This is a genomic window from Holdemania sp. (assembly GCF_986127675.1).
Genome location: NZ_CFQZWI010000015.1, coordinates 1 through 22,582, shown reverse-complemented (window position 1 = coordinate 22,582; position 22,582 = coordinate 1). Strand labels below are relative to the sequence as shown.

Annotated in this window: 21 protein-coding genes; 5 read left to right on the top strand and 16 right to left on the bottom strand. The window is 52.5% G+C overall.

From position 1 onward, the window contains the following. Positions 1-217 precede the first annotated feature (217 nt). The 7 genes from AC5OW4_RS04335 to iadA all read right to left on the bottom strand — a co-directional run bounded on the left by AC5OW4_RS04335 (position 218) and on the right by iadA (position 9,262). On the bottom strand, positions 218-2,986 hold the full coding sequence (locus AC5OW4_RS04335; RefSeq protein ID WP_195397009.1) for an ATP-binding protein: 2,769 nt from the start codon (positions 2,984-2,986) through the stop codon (positions 218-220). Between the two features lie 624 nt (positions 2,987-3,610). Beyond that, the gene (locus AC5OW4_RS04330; protein ID WP_195397008.1) at positions 3,611-4,369 is read right to left on the bottom strand and encodes an SDR family NAD(P)-dependent oxidoreductase; all 759 of its coding nucleotides are present in this window, start codon (positions 4,367-4,369) and stop codon (positions 3,611-3,613) included. Between the two features lie 59 nt (positions 4,370-4,428). Then, the gene (locus AC5OW4_RS04325) at positions 4,429-5,055 is read right to left on the bottom strand and encodes a flavin reductase (protein WP_072684663.1); all 627 of its coding nucleotides are present in this window, start codon (positions 5,053-5,055) and stop codon (positions 4,429-4,431) included. Between the two features lie 363 nt (positions 5,056-5,418). After that, on the bottom strand, positions 5,419-5,958 hold the full coding sequence (locus tag AC5OW4_RS04320; protein ID WP_072684662.1) for a methylated-DNA--[protein]-cysteine S-methyltransferase: 540 nt from the start codon (positions 5,956-5,958) through the stop codon (positions 5,419-5,421). 58 nt (positions 5,959-6,016) lie between these two features. Further along, positions 6,017-6,718: a DNA-3-methyladenine glycosylase family protein gene (locus AC5OW4_RS04315; protein ID WP_493676712.1), complete on the bottom strand. Its 702-nt coding sequence runs from the start codon at positions 6,716-6,718 to the stop codon at positions 6,017-6,019. A gap of 74 nt (positions 6,719-6,792) precedes the next feature. After that, positions 6,793-7,995: a helix-turn-helix domain-containing protein gene (locus AC5OW4_RS04310; RefSeq protein WP_072684660.1), complete on the bottom strand. Its 1,203-nt coding sequence runs from the start codon at positions 7,993-7,995 to the stop codon at positions 6,793-6,795. 133 nt (positions 7,996-8,128) lie between these two features. Next, positions 8,129-9,262, bottom strand: coding sequence for a beta-aspartyl-peptidase (gene iadA, locus AC5OW4_RS04305; RefSeq protein WP_072684659.1), 1,134 nt, complete (start codon positions 9,260-9,262; stop codon positions 8,129-8,131). Positions 9,263-9,361: 99 nt separating this feature from the next. On the opposite strand from iadA, the gene AC5OW4_RS04300 reads away from it, so the two are divergent. Then, entirely contained in the window at positions 9,362-10,453 is a 1,092-nt protein-coding gene (locus AC5OW4_RS04300; protein ID WP_195397007.1) for a YdcF family protein, read from the top strand. Positions 10,454-10,597: 144 nt separating this feature from the next. Here the strand turns inward: AC5OW4_RS04300 and AC5OW4_RS04295 are convergent, their stop codons facing one another. The 5 genes from AC5OW4_RS04295 to AC5OW4_RS04275 all read right to left on the bottom strand — a co-directional run bounded on the left by AC5OW4_RS04295 (position 10,598) and on the right by AC5OW4_RS04275 (position 16,226). Next, positions 10,598-11,944, bottom strand: a complete 1,347-nt coding sequence (locus AC5OW4_RS04295) for an MATE family efflux transporter (protein ID WP_072684657.1) — start codon at positions 11,942-11,944, stop codon at positions 10,598-10,600. Positions 11,945-12,143: 199 nt separating this feature from the next. Further along, entirely contained in the window at positions 12,144-12,359 is a 216-nt protein-coding gene (locus AC5OW4_RS04290; protein ID WP_072684656.1) for a hypothetical protein, read from the bottom strand. 219 nt (positions 12,360-12,578) lie between these two features. Beyond that, on the bottom strand, positions 12,579-13,448 hold the full coding sequence (locus AC5OW4_RS04285) for a substrate-binding domain-containing protein (RefSeq protein WP_072684655.1): 870 nt from the start codon (positions 13,446-13,448) through the stop codon (positions 12,579-12,581). 13 nt (positions 13,449-13,461) lie between these two features. Further along, positions 13,462-15,000: a hypothetical protein gene (locus AC5OW4_RS04280; protein WP_139248615.1), complete on the bottom strand. Its 1,539-nt coding sequence runs from the start codon at positions 14,998-15,000 to the stop codon at positions 13,462-13,464. A gap of 332 nt (positions 15,001-15,332) precedes the next feature. After that, positions 15,333-16,226 (bottom strand): LysR family transcriptional regulator, encoded by an 894-nt coding sequence (locus tag AC5OW4_RS04275; RefSeq protein ID WP_195397005.1) that lies wholly within the window; start codon positions 16,224-16,226, stop codon positions 15,333-15,335. Between the two features lie 131 nt (positions 16,227-16,357). On the opposite strand from AC5OW4_RS04275, the gene AC5OW4_RS04270 reads away from it, so the two are divergent. From AC5OW4_RS04270 to AC5OW4_RS04255, 4 genes are all read left to right on the top strand, one after another. Next, on the top strand, positions 16,358-18,205 hold the full coding sequence (locus tag AC5OW4_RS04270; protein ID WP_295769179.1) for an FAD-dependent oxidoreductase: 1,848 nt from the start codon (positions 16,358-16,360) through the stop codon (positions 18,203-18,205). Positions 18,206-18,645: 440 nt separating this feature from the next. Continuing rightward, positions 18,646-19,455 carry a helix-turn-helix domain-containing protein gene (locus AC5OW4_RS04265; protein ID WP_195548063.1) on the top strand — a complete coding sequence of 270 codons (810 nt, stop codon included), beginning with the start codon at positions 18,646-18,648 and terminating at the stop codon, positions 19,453-19,455. Between the two features lie 69 nt (positions 19,456-19,524). Next, positions 19,525-19,800 carry a twin-arginine translocation signal domain-containing protein gene (locus AC5OW4_RS04260; protein ID WP_229100698.1) on the top strand — a complete coding sequence of 92 codons (276 nt, stop codon included), beginning with the start codon at positions 19,525-19,527 and terminating at the stop codon, positions 19,798-19,800. Next, the gene (locus AC5OW4_RS04255; RefSeq protein ID WP_229100697.1) at positions 19,715-20,236 is read left to right on the top strand and encodes a flavodoxin family protein; all 522 of its coding nucleotides are present in this window, start codon (positions 19,715-19,717) and stop codon (positions 20,234-20,236) included. Before AC5OW4_RS04260 ends, AC5OW4_RS04255 begins: the two co-directional genes overlap by 86 nt. A gap of 171 nt (positions 20,237-20,407) precedes the next feature. Here AC5OW4_RS04255 and pflA read toward each other — a convergent pair whose 3' ends face one another. From pflA to AC5OW4_RS04235, 4 genes are all read right to left on the bottom strand, one after another. After that, positions 20,408-21,157, bottom strand: coding sequence for a pyruvate formate-lyase-activating protein (gene pflA, locus AC5OW4_RS04250; RefSeq protein WP_072684650.1), 750 nt, complete (start codon positions 21,155-21,157; stop codon positions 20,408-20,410). A 6-nt stretch (positions 21,158-21,163) separates the two neighbouring features. Further along, positions 21,164-21,406, bottom strand: a complete 243-nt coding sequence (grcA3, locus tag AC5OW4_RS04245) for an autonomous glycyl radical cofactor GrcA3 (protein ID WP_006061091.1) — start codon at positions 21,404-21,406, stop codon at positions 21,164-21,166. Positions 21,407-21,420: 14 nt separating this feature from the next. Continuing rightward, complete coding sequence (locus AC5OW4_RS04240; protein WP_072684649.1) at positions 21,421-21,660, bottom strand: hypothetical protein; 240 nt, start codon at positions 21,658-21,660, stop codon at positions 21,421-21,423. Positions 21,661-21,663: 3 nt separating this feature from the next. Next, positions 21,664-22,582 (bottom strand): pyruvate formate lyase family protein (locus AC5OW4_RS04235; protein ID WP_493676711.1); only part of this gene is annotated, 919 nt, incomplete at its 5' end.

Below are 22,582 nucleotides of genomic sequence, written 5' to 3'. Positions count from 1 at the left end.
TATTTCTGAGAAAAGCGTTCTTTTATGGCATCGGCGTCTTATTTCCTCACGATCTGCGAGGAAAGTCCATCCTGAAAATGGATTTGCATTCTCCATTCCTTAAGCAAGAATGGGAAATAAAAAAACAGCGGACTGCCGGCGCTGTTTGTTGAGCTTTGGGCAATCCGCTTCCGGTTATTTAAATTTCCTTGAAACGGCGTAAGAGGTCCTTCGTGGCTCATCTTTTCCGCAAGGTGCTGCGCAGAGCGTTATAAAGTTGATCCACTTCAAAAGGTTTCGGCAGGAAATCATCCATGCCCGCCTGCACCGCCGCTTCCCGATCTTCCTGGAATGTATTGGCCGTCATCGCAAAAATCAACACGGAACGGGCATCTTCCCGATCCAGCCCGCGCAGTTCGCGAACCGCCGTCATCCCGTCTTTCACCGGCATGTTGACATCCATTAAAATCAGATCGAAATATCCCTGCGGCCGGGCCTGAAACAGATCAAGCGCCTGCTGCCCGTTTTCCGCCCGTTCCACGATCACATTTTTCAATTCCAGCAGCTGGATCGTGATCTCGGCGTTAATGTCGTTATCTTCCGCCAGAAGGATCCGCATCCCATCCAGATCCAGTTCCGTTTCCGGGACTTCCGGCTCGCAAACCTGCGGCGCTTCGCTCAGCGGCAGCTTGATTGTAAAGTAAAAGTCAGAACCTGCGCCCAGCTTACTGTTCACTTTCAATTCGCCGCCCATCAGCTGAACGAGACTGCGGCTGATCGCCAGACCCAATCCGGTTCCCGGCGTCTGTTGATTGCGGTTGTCCGCCTGTTCAAATGACAGAAAAATCTTCTCCTGCTCAGCCTTGCCGATGCCGATGCCCGTATCCTTTACGCTGAAATACAGCTCGCCGGACTGATCGGTCAGCCGTTTCTCGGCAACGCTCAGCTTGATCCGTCCCCGCTCAGTATATTTGCAGGCATTCGATAACAGATTGGTCAGGATCTGACTTAACCGCAGTTCGTCGCCGATAAACCAGGTATCTTCCAAAGCGATGTCAAATTCCAGTTGATTGCCTTTCTCCCGGGCCTGCATTTCAAAGATATCCTGCATCTGCTTTAAGATCCGTGACAGATCCAGCGGCCGGGCCTCGATTTTCATCTTCTGATTTTCGATTTTCGACATATCCAGCGTATCATTCAGCAGCGAAAGCAGAAATTGAGAGGACGCATCAATTTTCGTCAGCTTTTCCTCAATCGCCGGCGTCGCCTCGCCGGAAAGCAGCGCGAGGTTCGTCAAACCGATAATCGCATTCATCGGCGTGCGGATCTCATGCGACATCCGCGAGAGGAAATCCGACTTCGCCCGGCCGGTTTCAACCGCTTTTTCCAGCTGCAGCCGCATCATCCGGGTCTTCATCTGCGAGCGGTAATAAACCAGCAGCGCCGCAAAGATCAGGCCGATCCCCCCGACGCATACGCTCAGCATCATCAGCGGATTTGAATACAGCAGCGATTTGATCGTCACTGCGCTCTTTCGAATCTGAAGCAGGTTCTGCGACACCAGACATTCTTTTTCCATTTGTGAGAAATTATGAATAGCCTTGCTGAAGATCGAGTAAAGCAGCACATCGGCAGGCTGCGGCATCGCCAGCGTCACTTCCTCATGATCGTTGTTGAGCGTGATCAGGTTGATATTGGCATAATAATCACGGGAGTAAAAATCCTCCGCAAAGGCAGCCGGCATCCGCACATAATCTGCCCGGCCTTCATTGACCGCCCGAATGCAGTCCAGATAAGTCTTATAAAAGCGAATCTTATCCTCCGGCTGAGTCGGCTTCATCGTGATGCCTTCCGGCACAGCCATCGTCATACTGGCCGAAGCTGAGGTGCGCTTATTCATCAGCACGACCAGATCCAGTCGGGCATAGCTCGGAGTCCGCGTCCAGCCGGACTGATCGGCAGCCTGGTCGTCGTTGAGATACATGCCGATCAAATCCGCCTTTCCTTCACGGACCAGCGTTTCCAGTTCTGTCATCGTTTCGCCGTATACATATTCGAAATTCAAATTTGTCCGCTGCGTGATCAGCTGAAGACAGGAGGGCAGAATGCCCTTGAGCTGACCGCCCTCCTGATACAACAGCGGATAGTTTTCTTTCAGCGCCGCGACCCGCAGGGTTGGCGACTGGGCAAGGTAAGCTTTTTCCTCCGCTGTAAAATCAATCCTGTTCACGTAATCCTGCGGAAAATATTTTTGATACAATTCGTCCGCAAAGTTGGGATTCGCTGAATAAATCGCATTCATGGCCGCGGAGAGCTGCTCGCACAAATCCGGCCGGTTAAGCGAAGTCACCAGATAATAAGGATCGGCTTCAAATTTTGCGGCAACATTATAATCTTCTTCCAGATAAACGTCGTTGCCCAGCATCAGATCCACTTCCTGATTGTCCAGACAATTAACATAAGCCTGCGCGTCGGAATAATAGACCAGTTCACAATCCAGTTTGTTGAACGACAGAAATTTGTTCAGCCGCTCGATTTTAGCCGTCGCCCTGCTGAAAACGCCGATCTTCTTGCCGTTGAGCGTGGAATAATCAAAGCTCTTGATCGTCGAATCGCTTTGCGGATAAATCAGCAAGTTATAATTGGAGCCCATGATGTATTCCGGGTAGCAGTACAAATCACGAATTCCCTCGATTTTATACATGCCGCCCATCAGATCATACTCGCCATCCGCCATGCCTTTTAAAAGATCGTTGGCAGAACCGGTGATGAATTCGTATTTCCATCCGGTATACTTGGCAATTTCATGCAGCCAGTCATACACCGCCCCGCCATAGGTGCCGTCTTCATAAATTTCACTGATCCCGGTGTTTTCAGGGAAAGCAACTTTTAATACTTCCCCATCGTCTTCTGAGGACTGGGCTTTGGCCGCTGAGGGAACAAAACAAAACACCGTCAGGAAGACGACGGCGAACAAACAGCTTATTTTCTTTAACCTTGAAATCATACGCAACCTCCGGCTGAAATTCAGCGTTTAAACCTGAGCTGCGGAGTGGTCCGGCAGCTCTGCCGACGGTTATATTTTAGAGCATTCCTAACGATTTGAAAACACAAAATTTCCGGCTTACTTCTTTCTGCCTGAATTTACGTTTTTTCCACAGGAAAATAATACGATTCCCTTCTGAAGGGCAGTTTTTCACAACTTCGGCTGCGTTTTAGCGGAAAAGACTTCGCCTGAATTCTGCCCGTTTTCCCGCTTTGTGTTCCGCAAAGTTCAGACTTTCCTGATCACTGCTTCATTCAGGCGTCATGGTTCCGTCCTGTTCGTTTCGCGAAGCGTGAATTTCTCTGAAAGTCCTTGCCTGCGGTTTGAATTTGTTTGTTTTTTCAGCTTTTGCATCAGCGCTTTATCAATTTCAAATCCGAACAGCCTGCTTCCTTGCGAAAAAAAGAATGGCGCAGGAAAAAAAATGCTGCGGAATTCCGCAGCTTCTTACTTGCGGCAAGGCAGAATTTCTCCTGCAAAGAAACAGGCTGAGACAAAGCGTTGTTATCATGCTTTGTCCAGCCTGTCTTTTTTCTCTTTGCCCAAATTAGAATAAGAATTCTTACGCAGCGTAAGGCGCCTGTTTCAGGGCCGCAGGCCGGAGCCGCCCTGCAGCGTGATCGTTTCGCCGCTGATATAGGAAGCATCCTCGCTTGCCAGAAAGACGCATGTCCTGCCGATATCTTTCTCCGCATCGCCGAACCGGCCTAACGGAACTCCCTTGATCGTTTTGGCATAGACATCCGGATATTCTTCTTTCCATTTCCGCAGCTGTTCCGTTTCCACCAGCGGACAAACGACATTGACATTGATGCCGAATTCGCCCCATTCAGTCGCCGCTACCCGCGATAAACCGCGGATGCCTTCTTTTGCCGCGGCATAGGAAGCTTGCCCCAAACGGCCGGCCAGACCTGCGCCGGAAGCAAAATTAATCACACTGCCTCGCGTTTCCTTCAAATAAGGGAATGCCGCACGCATCATGAAGAAAGTCGCGTACAAACCCGAATTAATCGCCAAATCGAAATCCTCCCGGGTATGATCCGCAAGCATGACGCCGGATTTGGAAGCCTGAGCATTGTTGATCAGCACATCCAGCCGGCCTGTCATTTCGATCGCTTTGGCGACAACCTTCGCCGCTGTTTCCTCCTGCCCCAGATCGCCCGCAACATAACCGACGCGGATACCATAAGCCGATTCCAGCTTTTCCCTGGCGCTGAGCAGCGCGGATTCCTGACGGCCGGTAATGACAATATCGGCTCCCTCCTTCGCAAAAGCTGTTGCAACGCCGAAGCCGATGCCTTTTCCTCCGCCGGTGATGATGACGGTTTTAGATTTCATTCTCATCGAAATTCTCCTTCTGTTGTTTTTCTATTCTGTTTTAAATAACTCGTTTTCCAAGCGCGTCAGATTTTTTCAAACGCGGAAGCCGGAGCACTGCAAATCGGGCAGATAAAATCCGGCGGCAGAATTTCGCCTTCATAGACATAGCCGCACAACAAGCAGCGCCATCCTCCGGTTTTCTTTGGTTCTTCCTGATAGCTCGGCGCATTCTTCGGCGTCTTGCCGTTTTTGACCTGATGATAATATTCGTAAGTCATAACCGGTTGGTTATCCAGGACTTCACAGCCGATCACTTCGGCAATAAACATGACGTGCGTTCCCAGATCCACCGTTTTTACAACTTTGCAGGAAAAGCGGGAAGCGGCGTTTTCTTTCACAAATGGCAGGCCCTGTTCGTCGATACCGCAATCCAGCCCGGCGAACTTATCGGTATCGCGGCTGCAGTGAAAACCGAACCGGCCGATCAATTCCATCCCGGCGCTCTGTTCCAGAACGGAAACCGCAAACTTTCCGCTCTTTTCGATCATTTGTTCCGTCGCGTTGTTTTTATTCAAAGTTACGCTGACCTGCGCCGGCGAACTGGTCACCTGATTGAATGTATTTGCGATACAGCCAGCCTGTTTGCCTTCGCTTTCAGTGCTGATGATATATAAACCATAGCTGAGCTTGAAAAATGCTTTCGGATCCATTGTTCTCCTCCTTAATTGATAATGATTATCACTTTCTATTAGTATTATCTTCCAATAAGTTCTGTTTGTCAACTACTTTAAATTCAATTTCGTCATGGAATTCCGATGTTCGATTATCCAAACAGAATCTGGATGTCTTCGCTTTTGTTATCGCCGATGATTCCGGTTTTAAACCCAATCCGGCTGGAAAACAAATTCTCCCGGAGTCGGAGGGCCACAAGAAAAGCAGAACGCTTCTCTGTCATTCTGCTTCTGCTTCCTTAATCTATGATTCCACATTGAGGCCGGATTGACTGCGGCTCCTCCCTGACTGACTTGAACAATTTCTCCCGAATAGATCACGTCCGCTCCCTCGTCAACGGTTTACAGTGCGGTACCCTTTTCAGGGATTGAGAAACGGCTGACGTCGACGCCTTCCCGCTGCAACAGGAAAATTTTTTTATCCAGCCCGCCGGCATATCCCGTCAGACTTCCGTGAGTGCCGACAACCCGATGACAAGGGATGATGATCGAAATCGGATTGTGCCCGACCGCGCCCCCGACCGCCTGAGCCGACATCGACGCCAAGCCGAACTGCCGGGCCAGCTTCCCGGCGATTTTCCCATACGTCGTGACCTGACCATAGGGAATTTCACACAAGCTTTTCCACACCGCCTGCCGGAATTTACTTCCCCGGGGCGCCAGTCTTAATTCGCTGATCGCGGGTTGTTCCCCCGCAAAATAACGGTCGAGCCAGGCTGACGTCTGAATGAAGACGGCACGGTCAGCTTGTTCCTGCGCCGCTTCCCGCAGCGTACTGCGATAATATTTCTGGCCTTCCAGCCACAACCCGATCAGCTGATTCTCATTCTCTGCCAGAAGCAGATCGCCGAGCGGGGAAGCGTAATGCGTCGTATAAATCATCGTGAGCCTCCTTTTCAAACCTCTTTCTTATCCTAGCCAATGACAGAATGAACGTCGTTCATTCCTGCACCCGCACCAGCGATTTGCGTTTTACGGGTTTGGACTGAACCGGTTTCGGCGCGTAATCCTTCATGCCTTCCACCGCTCCGCCCGCAATCACCCACAAATACAGACTGGCTACGCTGCCGTACGGACTGAACCGGCGGCGGTATTTCGCAAACAACTTGCGGTCGATTTTCCGATGATGATACACCATCCGCAATCCGCGCAGGATCGCCAGATCGCCATAGCTGAATACGTCCGGCCGCTGCAGACAGAACAGAAGAATCATTTCTGCAGTCCACACGCCGATCCCGTTCAGCGAAACAAGCTGCCGGATCACTTCCGCATCAGGCAGCCGCGGCAGCTGGTCCAGATCCAGCTCGCCGGTGGTTACTTTCCGCGCGCAATCCTCGATATACACCGCTTTTTTATACGTCATGCCAAACGCCTGCAGTCGCTCAATCCCGGCCGCCAATATCGTTTCCGCTCTGATTTCGCCCAAGCCGTCCCGCATCCGCTGCCAGATTGTCTGCTGAGCCTTCGTAGAAATCTGCTGCCCGACGATATGATGCACGATTGCCGAAAACAGATCGGTATCGACAGCCCGTTCAATCGGACCGATCTGATCGATCAGCGCGCCCAGCTTCGGATCCCGCTGCTTTAAATATTCAATTTCCGTTTTCCCATAACGGAAAATCGGTTCTTTGGTTTCACTCATCCTGCGATTCCTGTCCTTTTCTTTGCATTGAACTTTGAAGTTCATTCTGGAATTCATATCAAATGGCTGTCCGATCAATCGGCCTTCCGTTTCCAGATTTCCGGCCTCAGCCGCAGCGACGCAAGGTTTTTAACGGAAAGTTTCCCGGAGCCCGTGTTCTCCTGACGATAAATCAAAAATAAACTCATCCCCAGACAGACGATGCCCGCAAACCAGAACGGACGGTCCCACTGCACCACCAGATGAATCCGGTCCCATCCCTCAGTAATTTTGGCAATATCCGGAATCAACTTTTCCGCCTTAAAGAAATAATAATCCAATTTCTGCACAGGAAGCACGCTGCCGTAAAAGCCCAGTAATAAAAGGATCAAGACTCCGGCGGTACGATCCTGCCGGCGCCACCGCCAGATAAACAACAGACCTGCCAGCGCCGTCACGATCAAGACTGAAATCACGGCCGGATAGAGCTGCGACAGACGCGCGTAGCTTTGCGGCGGCAGTTCCGTCCAATCCCATTGCAACGATTGTCTGAATACAATCACGGATAGAATCAGAATGCTCAGTCCCAGCCAGATCATCGACTTGATCAGTTTGATCCAACCGGAAGTGCTCGCGTACCAGTTCACTTTCCAATTCAGAAGCAGAAACACCGTCAGCGACACCAGCATCCCCGGCAGCCACATCGCCTGCGTCAGCAGCGATTGAACTTGTAAAGCAACCGGATACTGCATCTTCTCCTGCAAAGCAAAATAATAGGGGTTCACTGCTCCAGTAAACGGCACTGGTCCTACATACCGCAGCAGTGACAGATAAATCCACTGGGCCGCAAGCTGCGTCACGAAAAAGAATCCGGAGCCGCTGTAAATCATACCGCTGAGTCTGTTCATCGGCAGCCGCAGCATCACAACGATCATCCCCAGAATCAAAAACACCGTCAGCCCCGCCAAAGCCAGAAGATTGCTCTGCTGAGGCTGCAGCCGGCGTCCGATTTCCGCAGCGAAAATCAGCACCAGACCGATTCCGATGATGACCTGCGGCTGCTGAGCAAACCGCATCCCCGGCTGTTTCCTTGTTCTATGACCTAAAATTTCATCCGTCGTGACGCCCAGACTGTCCGCCAGCTTGGGCAGCAGCGTAATTTCCGGATAACCCTCGCCCCGTTCCCATCGGGAAATGGCGCGGTTGGTGACGTTGAGCTGATCGGCCAGCTGCTGCTGTGTCAGATTCCGCGCTTTGCGCAGCTGTGCGATGCGTTTTCCCATGGTTTCCGCATCCATTCTCAATCCCTCCTTTTCCTCGCCTTCATTGTACGATTAACCCGGGGGATGAGCGCAATCCATGCCTGCTTGACTTTGTCCACGAATCATGGATTTCCGGTCGATTCCACCGTGAACTTCAGGGTTTGAATCTTTATTCGTAGGTTCCCCGCACCCGCAGCTGCTTGTCCTTCATCATCAGCTGACCGCGGGCGATCACGGTGTCGATCGCCAGATCCTTGTCCAGCAGCACGATATCCGCGTCCATCCCTTCCTGAAGCCGGCCCTTGCGGCTTAACTGCAGCGCGTCAGCCGGATTGCTTGTGACATAGCTCAGCGCCTCGGCTAAATCAAACTCGTTCTCCTTGACCATCCGTACAAGCTGTTCGTGCAGCGCTTTGACGCTGGACACCCCGATCTGAGTCAAATTGCCGCGCGCGTCATAAGTAGACCAGCTGCCTTGACCATCCGAGCTCACCGTGATCCGGCATGTATCCAGTCCCCGTTGTTTGGCAGCCTCAATATAATCCCCGCAGCTCTTTTCTTTGCGCGAGCCGGCGGTCAGATCGATCCAGCCGCCCAGCTCCAGAAAATCCAGCGCCTGTTCAAACAGCATCGGGTTGCGCGTCACATGCGTCGGATGGAAAACCTTCGCCGGGATCGCCGTCTGCTTTATCGCGTCGAACACCTTGTTCAACCCCTGCGGATCATCGCCCATGTGCAGCGTCACAATTCCCGCCTTGCCGGAAAGCATGCCCGCGACACGAGCGTCGGAAGCCAGCCGGATCAGCTCATCCAGCGTCACATTGGAGCTGCGGTGATCGGCCAGCGCCAGCTTCACGCCAATCACCTCGTCGATAAACAGAATGTCTTTTTTCACATCGCCCGTCAGCGTTACGCTGGGATAACTGTACGAACCAGTCAGGCAATAGACGCTCAGTCCTTCCTCTTTCAGCGCCTTGGCTTTGGAAACCAGATTTTCCACGGATCGTGAAAAACCATCGGTGCCCAACAAGCCGACCAGGGTTGTGATGCCGCCTTCAATCAGAGAAGAAAGCTGAACTTCCGGCGTTTTCGTATGAAAGCTGCCTTCGCCGCCTCCGCCGGTGATGTGAATGTGCTGGTCGATCAAGCCGGGAACCGCAATCTTCCCGGACGCGTCGATCTCCTGCACCTGCCCGCAATCCAGATGTTCTGCCATCTTCACAATTTCGCCGCCGGCGATCAAAATATCCTGACGTCCCGCAAACTGCGGGGCATAAACCTCTGCCTGTCGTAAAACAATCATAAATGCCTCCTGTTTTTCTTTCATTTTATCACGACAAGACGTGTCGGAACAGAGCGGAAAGGGTATAATGGAATCAGAATAAAGCGAGGAATCGAACAAATGGGAGAACTTCTGAATTTCGCCATTTTGGCGACAGCCATTTATTTCGGATTATTTTTAATTTTTTATCTCAGCGATAAGCGGCGGATTTTTAACGGGGTGCTGCTGACATTCGGACTGTTTCTGATTCTGGGTGATCTGACGCTGCTGGCACTGAATGCCCAGAATTCATTCTGGCTGTTAGCCGGGATCGGGCTGTTTCTGTTCGCCTTGTTTCTCTTTCCGATCCTGTCGCTGATTCTGGGGGCGGTCCTTTTGATGCGTTCGCCGCAGCTATGGGCGAAGGAAGGTGTCAGCGTTCAGCACAGCCTGTCGCTGATCTTCGGTCTGGCATTTCTGCTGGGCTGGTTCGTTATCCCCATGGGGCTCTCGCACTCCCAATCGCTGCCCTGGATTCTCAACCTGGCGTTTTTAGCCGGCGCGGTCCTGTATTTATATCTGATCTTCACCTTTGTCTGTTATCTGGTGTCCAGCTGGCTGTTCAAGCTCAACCGGCCGCTGCTGAATCAGGATTTTCTGATCATCCTCGGCTGCAAGGTGACCGATCAGGGTTTGACGCCGTTGTTAAAGCAGCGCTGCGATCGGGCGTTAGCCTTCTATTGGCGGCAGGAAGCCAGAAAGCACCGCTTTTTCCCGGGAAGAAAAAAAGAACTGATTCTGATCCCCTCCGGCGGTCAGGGACCGGACGAGCCGCGGGCGGAAGCGGAAGTGATGAAAGACTATTTGTTGGAACAGGGTGTACCGGAAACGCGGATTATGGTGGAAAACCAGTCGGTCAACACGTACGAAAACATGGTCTTTTCCAAGAAAATCATGGATCAACAGAAAAAGCGTTATAAATGTCTGTTCTGCACGAGCGATTATCACGTCTTCCGCGCGGGTTTGTTATCCCGCAAGGCCGGGATTCGCCGATGCAGCGGAATCGGCTCGCGCACCGTCGCTTATTTTTCCTATAACGCGTTTATCCGGGAGTATGTCGCGGCGATGATGATGCATAAAAAATTTCATCTGATCGCTGCCGGAATTCTATGTCTGCCCTGGATCTGTTCGGCGCTGGTGCTTCTGGCAGCCCTGATCCTCCGGCTGCTTTAGCGCTTTTATTCAACGTGCTCCAAAGCTTTTCTCTAATGTCGAAGGAGGGCAGCGGTCTTTGCGGAGTATAAATTAAGAATATAAATAAAGATCGGAGCTCCGTTTCAGGAAATCCGATCTTTTCACACTCATCGCCGCCAGCCGCTATTCAACCGCTTCGCCCGCCAACAGCCGATCCAGCTTCCGCTTGATTGGCAGCGCGATCAATAACGTCGCCACCTCCGCGAAGGTGATCGTCAGCCATACGCCCAGCTCGCCTAAAAATTTTGGGAACACCGCCAGACCGAGCAGGATGAAGATCAATCCCCGCATCAGCGCGATCATCGTCGTTACCTTAATACTTTCCACCGATTGAAAGTAATACATCAGAACTGTATTCACCGCCGTAAATACAAACGAAATAAAGTAAATCCGCGCCGCCCAGACGCCGTGGCCGATCAAGCCGGCATCGGAGGAACTGATGAAGAAACCGATGATCGGCTGCGGGAAAATCAGAATCAACAGATAACAGCCCAAGGAGAAAATTAACGCGCAGACTAACGCCGTTCTCAGCGTGGCCTGCACGCGCTTGATCTTCCGCGCGCCGTAGTTGACGGAAAGCATCGGCTGGGCCGCTTGGGAAATTCCGTTAAAAATGCCTTTTCCGACATACGCGATATTTGAGATGATCGCGAATACCGCCACGGCGTCCTGACCGCTGACATCCAGCAGCACGATGTTGAAGAAAATCACGACGCAGCCCAGGCTCAATTCCAGAATAAACGTACCGACGCCGTTTTTGAAGATCCGCTGCAGCAGTGAGAAATCCCAGAAACGCCTTGTAAACGTAAATGTATTTTTCTTTAACAGGTAATGGAAAATCCAGATACTCATGGCGACGCAGGGGCCCAGCGCCGTCGCGGCCGCCGCGCCGAACAGCCCCCATTGAAAGACGGAAACAAACAGCCAGTCAAAGATAATGTTGGTCGCGTTGCCGCATACCGCCGCTAACATGACCAGCTTCGGGTTGTAATCCGCGCGAATGATGACCTGCATCGTACAGTTGAGAATATAGATCAGCGCGACACAATGCAGGGGCTGTAAATAATCTTTCACTCCCTGCATCAGCTGCGGACTGGCGCCGAGCATCCGCGCGAAGGCGTCTGGAAAAAGCAAACCGTAGGCGCTCATCACCATGCCGATCAGCATGCAGCACAAAACAGTCAGCGTAAACACCTTGTCGACCTGTTCCTTTTGCCCCTTGCCGATCAGCACGGAAATGGTCACCGCGCCGCCAACCCCCAGCATTAAGCCTAACGAAGAATAAATCGTATAGACCGGCATCGCGATGTTAAATGCCGCCAAGCCCTGCGCGCCGATGCACAAACCGACGAACATGACGTCGACGATGCAGTAGACCGAATTTGTCAGCATCCCCACGATCGTCGGAATCAGATAGGAAACATACGTCTTTTTAATATCCCCCGATAATAAAGTTTCTTCTTTCTCCATAACCTTCTCCTTATCCCGAAAACAGAATTCAGTGTAGCATATCAGTCTGAAAAAGTCACCCGTTTCCGGTAAGAATTTCCTGCATTTGTAAAGGGTAGATGAATAAAAATTTCACGATAAAAAAATCCGCGCCGGAAGCCATCGGAAACGGATTTTTACACCTGTGATCAAAACTGGAAGGGACAGCTTACAAACTCCATTAATTCGCCAGGACATCGCCTTCATCCCGGATCCGCTGGCGGGCGTCGTCCGTTTTCAGCCATTCAGGCAAAATCCACGCCGGACAGTCCAGCGCCTCGTCCGCCCGGATCACCGCGTTAAATTCATGGATCAGTGAATATTGATCCCTGGCGATAGAATCAGAATCCGGTCTCACGCCGTCTGCAGCCAACAGCTTGACGTCGGAATGATCCATCCTTTCTTAAAGAGTGAACACCTGTGGGATTGACTTTGAGAACGAAGTTCTTCCTGAAAAATGAAATGGACACCGCGGCTGGTTCTATGCCGGAAATCGCGGCAGGCGCTGCGGTTTCTTCCCGAATGGGAGCGGAAGCCGTCTGACTGCTGTCAAAAACAGCCGGGTCGTCAGCACAGCCGACGCTGACTTCAAACCAAGCATGATTTTCATCTTCTTTTATTGAGTGGGAAACAGCCCCTGATCGCTTAACCACCGCTTCCCTGGTACACTTAACAGCCAGTCGGTAATTCCCGCAATCGTTGCGTCCGAGGCGGTGTTGCTTGCCAGCAAGACGGGGAGTTTCAGCGGATATTTCCCGTTTTCCAACGTTTTCGCATTTGCCGATGCGCCGTTGACGCGAAGGAGCTTGAGATCGGGCGACGGATTGACCTGACTGACCAGAAGCCGGCTGGAAAAGCCCAGCGCGTCTGAGGTGGGAGTGAAAGCCGCAACCGCCTGACGCACGACGCCGGCCCGCTCATAGAACCAGTCCAGCGTTGGATTGACAATCGAAACGCCCTGCATGACCTGACGTTCAAACGCCGTCTGCAGACCGCTGTTTTCATCCTGTGCGTAAATCCGGATCGGCTGGTCCAGTCCGCCGACCTGCTTCCAGTTGGTAATCTTCCCCGCGTAAATATCGCGGATCTGGTCCAGACTCAGCGAATCGACGGGATTTTCGCTGCCGGTGATCAACACCAGCGCGTCATAGCCGATCGTCTGCGCCTGCCACAGCGTATCATAATCCTGTAATTCCCGACGCATCGCGGCGGAAGGCTCATAGGCCAAAATCATCCGCGGCTGCGGATTGACCACCTGAATCAGGCTGCGCCAGGCCGCCTGCGTACTGCCGCTGGCCTCGGGCGGAAGCCAGTCTGGATCCGGACTCAGCTGCCGATGCAAATTCTGAAGTAAGGACTGCAGCGGCCAGGAAGCCGCCGCCAGCGGAAAACTTTCGGCCTGATATGCCGGCTCGGGTTCAGACTTTGCCACGCAGCCATTCAATACCAGACCGGCTGCGATCAACAATCCCGCTATTCGTTTCATCCCGCATTCCTCCTTAATCATCCCAACCCAGACTGTAAACCGACCGCTTTACAAGCCACTCGCCCTGCCCGTTGATCAGACCGGCTTCCTCACCCCGCAAGACGGCGAAGCGATCCTGCCCACGGCTGAAAATCCGACTCGCCCCGGCAAAGATCACATTTCCGTTTAAATCCAGAATATCCGTCAGCTCCGCGTTCTTAACGCTGCGCGATGCCAATAAATAATCCATCGGTTCGATCAGATAGTCCTGCAGCGTTGCGATCGCCAGCGTTTCATAAGTTTCGGCCGGGATTACGATCTGCAGAGTTGCATCGAGCATCCCTGTCCGGATCTTGCCTTCCGGATTATAAGCCTCGTAGAAATAAAAACCTTCCCGATCGCAATACAATCCTGACAATCCTGGAATCGTCTGAGACTTTAAGACCTGCCCGTTCCGGTCGATCACCATCGCGGTTTCCGCTTCGACCGCCAGAAACTGTTCGGCCCGGGCCTTCGACGACTGCGGCTGGGCGCTGATCAGATCTTCGGCGCAAAACAGTTCGTTGCCATCCACATCAAGCAGGCGCATGGTTTCTTCGCCGGTCTGCGCGTTTTCACCATAGACGATCAGCACTTCGCCGTCAAAATACGTAAACTCCTGTTCCGGATCGACGACATAGACCGGTTTGAGCGTATCCGCGCTGATGATTTCAGTCCGGTTTTTCTGATAGGTAATAAAATACGGACCATGCAGCCCCTTATAAACCATATTGATGCGCGGCGCGCTGAACAGCGGATTCAGGTTGACGTCCAGCAGCGTATCGGTCCGGCGCGCCTCATTGTCCAGAAAGCTGACCGAGCTGGCGACAATCCGTCCCAACGCCGCTTCCGGATCATAATACGTTTCTGCGGCCGGAAATCCCGATACCGCCCGGCCTTCACGATCGACGACGCCCAACAGCCGGCGGTCTTTGTCCAGCGCGATCAGATGTTCCTCGTCAATCGCTTTCAGCTGAAAGATCGCCTCCTGCACCACCGTCTGCGTCACGCCGTCCACCAGCGCAGTCCGGTAGGTTTCCGGAAGATCCATCATCGAATCAAATTCGTCGGCGTAGTCGCGCCGAATGACCAGACGGCCGGCGCCGCCCTCGTAAATCACATCATCCCAATCAGCCAGACACTCATCCTCCAGCGAGAACAACGCCGACTGGTTGGTATAAACAGGCTGCCCATATTCGTCCGTTTCCCCGTCCAGATACCGCCTCGTTTTTACTTTGTATTGCGGCTGGCGTGTCAGCTGATCGTAAATCAATGCTGATTGGGACTGCGCGCCGACCGTTTCGCCATCGCGGTTCACCAGCCAGATCCGCCCCGGCGTCAGTTCAATCGGATACACGCGCGCCTGTTCCGTTAAGCTTAAATTCTCTTCTTCCGGCCGCTTCAAAACTTCCTCACCCGGTTTATTTTCCTCATTCTGCATCGCTTTCCTCATCGCCGGAGCGCAGCCGCCTAAAAGCAGAAGTCCGGTTATGAGAAAGCAGTACAGTCGTTTCCAAGGTTGCGCCATAGCCATCCCTACCTTCTAATTGAACGTTTTCCGATCTGCCCCGCGGCTTTTCCGTAAAACGGATTGATCGTCATAAATTCCTGAACATATCACATCTTCGCTGCGCAGCTTGCAAGCCGACGTTTTATTCCAAACCGGTCTTCCGGTTTCACCTTTATTTTACCATTATCCGAACAACCCGACTCTTACACTTTTATTACGGTCATTTTAGCAGGAATATCCAACTTCTGTACAATCCAGAATCTTCCGGTTTCAAAGACTACCGCCGGTCTGTCATCCATAAAAAAACGGCCGATCAAAAGAATCAGCCGCGTGAACCGATTTTAAAACAGCCTGTCTCAGGCAGCGGCAGGAGTCTGCGCCCACTTCAGGACATAGTTCTGAAAATGCCGGACCGCCGGACTTAAATAATGATGACGCAAATAAATCAAATGGATATACCGGTAATTTTTCGGATGATCCAGCCGCAGGATATTCACCGTCGGCAGCTGCACGGCGGGCGACAGCGACACGATCGCGATTCCCAGATCCATCGCGACCAGTGAAGCGATCATGCTTTCTTCCGTTGCTTCTTCAGCCACCTCCGGTTTTAAGTCTGCTTCCTCAAACAAATCGAGCACAATCTTCCGCATCCCGGTATTGCGGGTATGCAGGATCAGCGGCTGCGCCGCAACCTGCTCTAACGATAAAGATGAAACGCCCTGCCAGCGCGCTGTTTTCGGCGTCAGCACGACCAGCTCCTGACGGAACACCGGATCCGATCCAAACCGTACGGGATCCCGGGGCTCAGAGCCCAAAGCCAGATCCAATGTTCCTTCCTCCAGCTGTTCCAACAAGGTGACCGTCGTTCCTTCATAACAGGCAAAGCGCGTCTGCGAACCGGTCGCCTGGCGATAGTCTGCCAACAGCTGCGGCATCATCCGCGCCTGTAAAGAAGACACAAACCCGATATCAATCCGCAGATTCAGCTCCGACTGCATCCGCTGTAAAGCAGAGCGCCCTTCCTCCAGACTTTTGAGCGCTTTCTGAACATAGTCCAGATAAAGCTTCCCCTGCCGGGTCAGCACGACGTTGCGGCCTTGTTTCTCAAACAAATCGACGCCTAACTCCTGTTCCAGATTGGCGATCGCTTTGGACAGACTGGGCTGAGCGATATTCAGTTTTTCACTGGCCCGGCTTACATGTTCAAGCTGAGCCAGCGTTTCAAAATAAATCAGCTGATTCAGGTTCATAACGAATTCCTCTTTTTCTTTATTATACTTAAATTTATAGCTTCCAGCTATGAATATTTTCTATTTTATTTCTTTATTCACAAAATTGATATGCTTACAATAAAAAGGCAACTCAGGAGGAAAGAAAAGCAATGAAAAAGAATTGGACAATCAAGACCGGCAAAGCGCTGGCCGCCTGTCTGCTTGCATTCTCGTTAGCGGCGTGTTCCGGAACGCCGAAGAACGAAGAACCGGCATCCGGGCAGTACAAAGCGGGAACCTACACGGCTTCCGCCCAGGGCAATAACGGCCCGGTAGAACTGGAAGTCACCTTCACCGCCGACGCGATCAGCAGCGTCGTCGTCAAAAATCAGCAGGAAACCGAAGCGATCGCATCCGCGCCGCTGACCTCGATTCCGCAGGCGATCGTTGACGGACAGACCTTGGCGGTCGACGTCGTATCCGGCGCCACGCATACCAGCGAAGCGATTTTAGCCGCGGTGGAAGACTGCGTCACGCAGGCTGGAGGCGATGTGGAAGCCTTGAAGACGGCCGGAAACAAAACGGCGGCAGAAAAAGAAGCCAAAACCTTGGATACCGATCTGGTCGTTGTCGGAGGCGGCGCAGCGGGCATGGCTGCGACAATCCGGGCTGAAGAATCAGGCTTAAACGTCGTCTTGGTGGAAAAGATGTCGTTTATGGGCGGCGCGATTTCGATCAGCGGCGGCAATCAGGTCGTGATGGGCAGCGACCTGCAGAAGCAGGCCGGCGTGAGCGACGATTCAGTCGAAAGCATGGTTGAGGATTTCATGGCCAACGGCGCAAACCTGAACGTTGGGGAACTGATCCAGCTGTACGCAGAGAATGTCGGCGCAACGACCGACTGGCTGCATGACAGTGTTAAGCTGAACTTTGATCTGGACGGCGGACTGCACAAGCTGGCGGAATATTCGCACGACCGCGAATTAGCGTATGAAGGCGGCGGCGCGGGAGCCGCGAAAGTGCTGCGGGAAGCCGTCGAAGCCAGCGGCGCGGAAGTTCTGTTGAGTACACGCGCCAGCGAGCTGATCATTGACCAGACCGGCGCAGTTGTCGGGGTCAAAGCGGCGGATGAGAAAACAGAGTATACGATCAACGCCAAAGCCGTGCTGTTAGCGACCGGCGGTTATGGCAATAACAAGGATCTGTTAAATGACGAGATGAAAAGCGCGCTGTATTATGGACCGGCGTCCTCCACGGGCGACGGCATCGTGATGGCCACGGCGGAAAACGTTAACGCGGCAACCCGATTGATGGAATACGGCAAACGTTATCCCAACGGCATCGAAGTCTCCGAAGGCATCGCGAAGTCCACGATCGCCGGCAACATCGCGGCCTTCAGCGAAAGCGCAATTCTGATCAACAAGGAAGGTCAGCGCGTCGTCAATGAAAAAGCGTCGAACCGGACGATTCTGGAAACCGAATTGAAGCAGACGGACGGCATGTTATACCTGTTGATGGACGCCTCCACCTTCGATCTCTTTAAAAGCAAGCTGGCTACCGGCGGAATCTCCGAAGGCGATATCAACGGCTGGCTGGACAATAACGGCAAGACGACGCCAGTCTTCGCGCATGCGGATTCTTTGGCGGAACTGGCCGGAATCGTCGGCATGGACGCCCAAGCGCTGGAAAATACCGTTACGACGTACAACACCTTTGTGCAAAACGGCAAGGATGAAGAATTCGGACGCGCTGCCGAGTATCTGACAAAAGAGATCGGTGAAGGCCCGTATTATTTAGTCGAACAGAAACCGCGCTTTGCGACAACCATGGGCGGTCTGGTTGTGACGACAAATTTGGAAGTGAAGAATACTTCCGACACGGTTATTCCGGGGCTGTACGCGGCGGGTGAAACCGTCGGCGGCGTCATGGGCGACGATTCCCCATCCGGCGCCAACAACGGCTGGGCGCTGACCTCCGGCAAACTGGCCGCGGAAGCGATCGCCGCAGCCTTAAACTAACCAATCAATAACGAAAAGAGCCTCCGTTCGGATCGCTCTTTTCTTTTATATTCAGCCTGACAAGCAATCGAACCCAAGCCGCACTTTTCCCGTGTGAAGAAAGAAGATCACGCCGCGAAAGTTTGCACAGAACGCTTTTTGAGACGAATGACAATCTACAATTTTGCCAAACGCACAAGAAAGCGAATAAAATGAATCCCTTTTTCAAAAATGCGCCATCAATGTTCTTCTTTCCTTCATGATCCTTTCTTTCATCTTTTTCTGAAGCGGTAATCTCCCCTTTTGCGTAATAGAAATAACACAGCTTTTTGCTCGTTCTCTGCCTTCTCTTTCGTTTAATTACTAATCTGGGAAAGCTTAACCATAGCTGCTTATTCCATGATCTTAATTCCCTGAAAAGGATATTCAATGTTAAAATGAAAGACAGGGTGGATGATCTGATGACTCAGCCTGTTAAAATCAATGTCATTGCCAAGCTTCTGAATATGAGTCCCGACGCGATCCGTTTTTATGAAAAGAAAGGGATTATCAATCCGCCGCGGGATCCGGAAAGCCGCTACCGGGAATATTCCGCCAGTGAAATCCGCCGGCTCTACGACTGCGCGAACTGGACAGCATTGGGTTTTACAATCCGGGAAGTCGAAATCCTGATGCATACCCTGACGGAAACCGAAATGAGTCGGCTGCTGGAAGAACGGGAACAAGCGCTCCGGCATCAATTAGAGGATACACAGCTGGCCCTAAATAAATTGAGCGGCTATAAGCAAGCCCGCGCGCTTTCTCCATCAATGCTGATGCGATGGGATTGGATTGATGCGCCACTCAGTTATTTCTATTGTTACAGCCATCATGACGAATTGAATGAAGCGATGATTTTCAGTCCGCTCTATCAGCCGGTCATGCAATACCGGAACTTATTTACCTGCGCCGTTCTCGCTCCTGTCGATCTCCTTGAAGCGCAGAGAAGTGATTTCGATTTTGGTTTTATTGTCACAGCGGAGGCGGCAGCCCGGCATGGATTTCAAATTCAGAATCCGATTCGCAGTCTGCCGGGTCAAAAATGTCTTAGAACGATCATTCAAACAGAGGCCGTCATTCAATCCTCAGACCTGCTTCCGTTACTGACGCAGCTCAGGCAGATGCAGATTCAATTAAAAGGAGATTGGATCTGCCGGGTATTAAGCCTGGACTATGACCAGGGAAAACAAACTCGCAGATATGAACTCTGGATTCCGGCCGAAGTTCAATAAATTTCCAGAAAATCCTTGACTCTCGAGTTATTCCAGACTTTATGATGAGAGACAAGGAGGAGAATAATCATGGAAATTATGTCTCGAAGAACTTTTCTTAAAAGTGCGGCCGCCGGCGCCTGCGGCGTAGCGACGATGAGTATCCTGCCCGGCTGTGCGGCGCAGGAAATCGGCTCGTCCGCAGATGTCCCATCACGACGGATTTTGATTTTAATCGGTGCTTCGCCGGAAGGAAACACAGTGAAGCTGGCGGACAGCTTTGCCCAGGGCGCCGCGTCGCAAAGGTCACGAAGTCACTTCGATTTTTCTTGGCAGCCGGGATATCCGCTGTTGTCTGGGGTGTGATCAATGCCGGTATGGCAAAGGCTGCTTGCAGCAGGACGACATGACAGAAATTTATGAAGCGATCAAAAACACCGATCTTGTCGTCTTCGCTTCAGCGCTGCGTTACTGGACGTTGACCGGTGTCATCAAAAATGTTCTGGAACGGTTGTACGCGACCTGCAGCGAAGATCCGAATCCGCCGTTCGGCCGGTATGAAAAATACCCGGATCTGGACTGTGCTTTACTGATGAGCGCGGCGGATGACAACTGGTGGACCTTCGAGCAGGCGTTATCCTATTATCAGCACGTGATTTCAAATTATCTGAGCTGGCATGACAAAGGTCATGTCCTGGCCGGCGGCTGCGGGGGCTGCGGGGGTCCGAAGCACATTGAGGATACCGGCTATCTGGATACCGCTTATACGTTTGGAAAAACGATTTATACCGCACAGGACTAACCGCCGAAATTGCCTACATCGGGTTTGCGTATCTGATAAGGGATTAAACCGCGAAGATCTCATGCTGATCTTCGCCGGACTCACACAAAAACAACGCTGCATAGAATCTCCGAAGTCAGGAATTCCATCAGCGTTGTTTTTTTATGCCAGTCAGCTTTCAGATTGTTCCTATCAGGACACAGTCTGACGCCGCGCTTTCCGCATGCCTTGAAGAATGGTTGAGCGGGCCTGGCGGGCCTGTTCCATCGTCGCCTGCGGAATCCCTTCCAGCGGGTAGGCCAGCCCCAGCTGCTCATACTTGACCTTGCCCATCGTATGATAAGGCAGAACGTCGACCGCTTTGACATTGTGCAGTGTGCCTAAAAACTCACCCAGCGCGAATAACTGCTCAGGCGGGTTCAGGGACGCGTTGACATAGACGTGCCGGATCCAGACCGGAACCTGCTTCGCGTTCAAATACCTGGCGAAGGCCAGAATCCGCTCATTGTCCTGCCCGGTCAGCCAGCGGTGCTGAGCCGGATCGATCTGCTTGATGTCCAACAGCACCAGATCCGTGACCGCAAGCAGGGAATCGAACGCTTCCGGATGGGACGGATCAAATAAAATCCCCGACGTATCCAGACACGTGTGAATTCCAGCCTGCTTCGCCGCCGCAAACAGCTCCCTGACAAATTCCTTCTGTCCCAGCGGTTCCCCGCCGCTCACCGTGATTCCGCCGCCGCGGTAAAACGCTTCGTTGCGTTTGTATGTCCGAAGAATTTCCGCCGCGCTCATCATTTGACCACCCTCGCGCCGCCAGGTATCAGGATTATGACAATACCGGCAGCGCATTGGACAGCCCTGGACAAACACAACCAGCCGGACGCCCGGCCCGTCGACGGTGCCGAAGCTTTCCAGCGAATGAATCCGGCCTTCGCTCATACGCCGTTAAATCTGTTCGTGGAAGGTCCGCGAAATGACTTCGTCCTGCTGCGCCTTCGTCAGCTTGTTGAAGTTGACCGCATAACCGCTGACGCGCACGGTCAGCTGCGGATATTTTTCCGGATGTGCCTGAGCGTCCAGCAGCGTTTCCCGGTTGAAAACGTTGACGTTCAGATGATGTCCGCCCTTTTCGGCATAACCGTCCAAAAGCGATACCAGGTTGTCGATCTGTTGATCCATCGTACTCATATTCGTTTCCTCCTTTATTCTTCGTTCCGGTCCAGCCCCTCCATTAACGTCGGGGTCTTGCACGCGAGATTCTGTTTTTCACAATCCAGACAGCCCAGCGTTTCCACTTCTTTGACCAGGCTTTCTTCATTTTTGTCGATCTTCTCCAGCTGAACCGTCGATCCCTCGACGCTGACGTTGACATGGCCCACGCCGGCGGCGAAGGACTGGTCCAGCTGCGCGATCAAATCGTCGATCAGCTGTTCCTGCTTCATCGTTTATTCGTTGCTTTCAATTTCATCCAGCTCCAGCTCGACTTCCAGATCGCCGCTGGTGACGATCTCCTTACCCAGCGCGTTGGGAATGATCGAGAAGGTGTTGGAGATACCGTCCTGCGCATCCGCAAACGGCAGCTTGGAAACCGAAGCCAGTGAAGCGACGGCGCCATGGCTGTCGCGCTTGTGCATCGGATTGGCGCCCGGCGCAAACGGCTCGCCCTTCTTACGGCCATCCGGGGTGGAACCGGTGTTCTTGCCATAGACGACGTTGGAGGTGATCGTTAAGATCGAGGTCGTCGGGATGCCGCCGCGGTAGGTGTGGTTGCCCTTGATGTAAGTCATGAAGGTGTGGACGATCTCGCTGGCAACCGCGTCGACGCGGTCGTCGTCGTTGCCGTATTTCGGGAAGTCGCCCTCGACTTCATAATCGACGACGATGCCGCGTTCATCCCGGATCGCCTTGACCTTGGCATATTTGATCGCGGAGAGTGAATCGGCAACGACGGACAGACCCGCGATGCCGGTGGCAAACCAGCGCTTGACGTCCTTGTCATGCAGCGCCATCTGCAGCTTTTCGTAACAATATTTATCGTGCATATAATGGATGATGTTCAGCGCGTTAACATAGACCTGCGCCAGCCACTTCATCATCTGCTTGTATTTGTGCATAACTTCGTCGTAATCCAGATATTCCGAAGTGATCGGCCGGTATTCCGGTCCGACCTGCTTGCCGGAAATTTCATCGACGCCGCCGTTGATCGCGTACAACAGGCACTTCGCCAGATTCGCGCGGGCGCCGAAGAACTGCATTTCCTTGCCGATGCGCATCGAGGAGACGCAGCAGGCGATCGTGTAATCGTCGCCATGGGTAACGCGCATCAGATCGTCGTTTTCATACAGATCGGAAGAGCGTCGTGTA

Bases quoted from the DNA above. Each gene is read 5' to 3' on its own strand.
- pflA (WP_072684650.1), bottom strand. From the start codon at position 21,157: ATGAGCGAAGGCCGGATTCATTCGCTGGAAAGCTTCGGCACCGTCGAC.
- grcA3 (WP_006061091.1), bottom strand. From the start codon at position 21,406: ATGAGTACGATGGATCAACAGATCGACAACCTGGTATCGCTTTTGGAC.
- AC5OW4_RS04295 (WP_072684657.1), bottom strand. From the start codon at position 11,944: ATGGAGAAAGAAGAAACTTTATTATCGGGGGATATTAAAAAGACGTAT.
- AC5OW4_RS04315 (WP_493676712.1), bottom strand. From the start codon at position 6,718: ATGAGTGAAACCAAAGAACCGATTTTCCGTTATGGGAAAACGGAAATT.
- AC5OW4_RS04240 (WP_072684649.1), bottom strand. From the start codon at position 21,660: ATGAAGCAGGAACAGCTGATCGACGATTTGATCGCGCAGCTGGACCAG.
- AC5OW4_RS04270 (WP_295769179.1), top strand. From the start codon at position 16,358: ATGAAAAAGAATTGGACAATCAAGACCGGCAAAGCGCTGGCCGCCTGT.
- iadA (WP_072684659.1), bottom strand. From the start codon at position 9,262: ATGATTGTTTTACGACAGGCAGAGGTTTATGCCCCGCAGTTTGCGGGA.
- AC5OW4_RS04280 (WP_139248615.1), bottom strand. From the start codon at position 15,000: ATGGCTATGGCGCAACCTTGGAAACGACTGTACTGCTTTCTCATAACC.
- AC5OW4_RS04325 (WP_072684663.1), bottom strand. From the start codon at position 5,055: ATGGATCCGAAAGCATTTTTCAAGCTCAGCTATGGTTTATATATCATC.
- AC5OW4_RS04275 (WP_195397005.1), bottom strand. From the start codon at position 16,226: ATGAACCTGAATCAGCTGATTTATTTTGAAACGCTGGCTCAGCTTGAA.
- AC5OW4_RS04330 (WP_195397008.1), bottom strand. From the start codon at position 4,369: ATGAGAATGAAATCTAAAACCGTCATCATCACCGGCGGAGGAAAAGGC.
- AC5OW4_RS04265 (WP_195548063.1), top strand. From the start codon at position 18,646: ATGACTCAGCCTGTTAAAATCAATGTCATTGCCAAGCTTCTGAATATG.
- AC5OW4_RS04335 (WP_195397009.1), bottom strand. From the start codon at position 2,986: ATGATTTCAAGGTTAAAGAAAATAAGCTGTTTGTTCGCCGTCGTCTTC.
- AC5OW4_RS04290 (WP_072684656.1), bottom strand. From the start codon at position 12,359: ATGGATCATTCCGACGTCAAGCTGTTGGCTGCAGACGGCGTGAGACCG.
- AC5OW4_RS04285 (WP_072684655.1), bottom strand. From the start codon at position 13,448: ATGAAACGAATAGCGGGATTGTTGATCGCAGCCGGTCTGGTATTGAAT.
- AC5OW4_RS04260 (WP_229100698.1), top strand. From the start codon at position 19,525: ATGGAAATTATGTCTCGAAGAACTTTTCTTAAAAGTGCGGCCGCCGGC.
- AC5OW4_RS04300 (WP_195397007.1), top strand. From the start codon at position 9,362: ATGGGAGAACTTCTGAATTTCGCCATTTTGGCGACAGCCATTTATTTC.
- AC5OW4_RS04310 (WP_072684660.1), bottom strand. From the start codon at position 7,995: ATGGATGCGGAAACCATGGGAAAACGCATCGCACAGCTGCGCAAAGCG.
- AC5OW4_RS04320 (WP_072684662.1), bottom strand. From the start codon at position 5,958: ATGATTTATACGACGCATTACGCTTCCCCGCTCGGCGATCTGCTTCTG.